Raw genomic sequence first — 1720 nt, forward strand, 5'->3', positions numbered from 1 at the left:
CGCCCCGAAGATTACCTATACCCATACCGATCCTAGCAAAGTGACTGAAGCCGACATCATCGGTGCTTATGTGGCTGCGACTGGCAAGCGTACCGGTATGGAGCTGGTTACCGAAGGCTTCAACCGTATCGGTGCCGACGCCAAAATCATTATCGTGCCCGGGTATGACAAAACCGCTACTTGTGCGGCGGCTATGATTACTTTAGCCGATAAGCTCGGCGCAATTGCTTATATCAACGCCCCACAAGGCACATCGCTAAGTAAGGCATTGGAAGGCCGTGGCCCGAGCGGGGCAATTAATTTCAATACTTCCAGCGACCGAGCCCAGCTCTTCTTCCCGCATGTGTTGGGGCAACTTGGCGTGGAAAGCTTGGCAACCCACGCAGCAGGTTTGCGTATGAAAACTGATGTGGAAAACGGCTATTGGTTCAGCATTTCCAACCGCAAGTTACTGGGCGTAACCGGCGTGGAAATCGGTTTAACCGCCCGCGCCGATGACCCGCAAAGTGAAACCAACCGCCTTAATGAGAAGGGCATCACCACCGTATTCAACAGCTACGGCACCGGCTATCGGATGTGGGGCAACCGCTTGGCCTGCTTCCCCACCGTCAGCCACATCAAAAACTTTGAAACCGCGCAGCGCACCGGCGATTTGATTGACGAGAGCATCCGCCGCGCCGAGCTGCAATACATTGACCGACCAATTGACGATGCCCTGCTCGACAGCCTGGTGGAAACAGTGCGCACCTATCTGGGTACGCTGCGCTCCATCGTCGGCTTCAACGTGGGCTTGGATTACGACTACGACTTGGCAGATGCGTTTTCCAAAGGGCAAGTGCCGATTGTGTATGACTACACGCCCAAGCTACCTGCCGAGCGCATCACCAATACCAGCGTGATGACGCGCAAATATCTAGTTAATCTGGCCGGCACGAATTAAGGCGGCCTGAAAGGAAAACAACATGAGCCAAATTAATGCGATTTACAATGCCAACGTCTATATCGACGGCAACAGCCTCTTGGGCAAGGCCGCCGAATTCAAGCTGCCTGAAATGGAAATCGGGCAGGACGAATTCAAAGGACTGGGTTTGGTCGGTACCATCAAACTGCCCAACGGAGTGGAAGCCCTCGAAGGTGAAGTCACGTGGAACAGCTTTTATCCTGAAGTGGCAAAACGCGCCGCCCACCCGTTCAAATCGGTGCAGCTGATGGTACGTGCCAACCATCAAGCTTTCGATGCGCGCGGCTTAACGCAGGAAGTGCCGCTGGTCACGTTTGTTACCGCCACATTCAGCAAAAACGCGCTGGGCGGCCATAAACCGAAAGAAAAGGCGGAATTTTCAGGTACCTACCAAGCCACCGAAATCCGCCAGCTGCTCGATGGACGCGAGGTGTTGTATTACAACGCTTTCACCAACGCCTACCGCGTAGACGGTCAAGACGTGTTAAGCCAAATGCGTAAGAATATCGGCGCATAGGCCGTATGAAAATGATAAAGCCGTTTAGATTTAATCTAAGCGGCTTACTTTTAAACTAAACCCACCTAACTATAAGTTAAAGGTGGGTTTATTTTTTGGTCGTGCCCACCGACCATTTTTTGAAAAAGGATTGCAAAAATGAATGAAGCCAAACAACTGCAAAATGATATGGGCATCAGCCAAGAAGTTAAGCTGAAATATCCGGTACGCCTGCCGACGGGCGAGATGTTGGAAAAAGTGAG

The 1720-nt window shown here is 52.1% G+C and carries 2 protein-coding genes; both read left to right on the forward strand.

Going from position 1 to position 1720, the window contains the following annotated elements:
• Positions 1–940 (forward strand): phage tail sheath family protein (locus ACEPPX_RS11700; protein WP_416624181.1); only part of this gene is annotated, 940 nt, incomplete at its 5' end.
• Positions 941–962: 22 nt separating this feature from the next.
• On the forward strand, positions 963–1478 hold the full coding sequence (locus ACEPPX_RS11705) for a phage major tail tube protein (protein WP_416624182.1): 516 nt from the start codon (positions 963–965) through the stop codon (positions 1476–1478).
• Positions 1479–1720 lie beyond the last annotated feature (242 nt).

It is taken from the genome of Neisseria sp. S1 (assembly GCF_048060015.1).
GTDB classification, from domain to species: Bacteria; Pseudomonadota; Gammaproteobacteria; order Burkholderiales; family Neisseriaceae; genus Neisseria; species Neisseria arctica.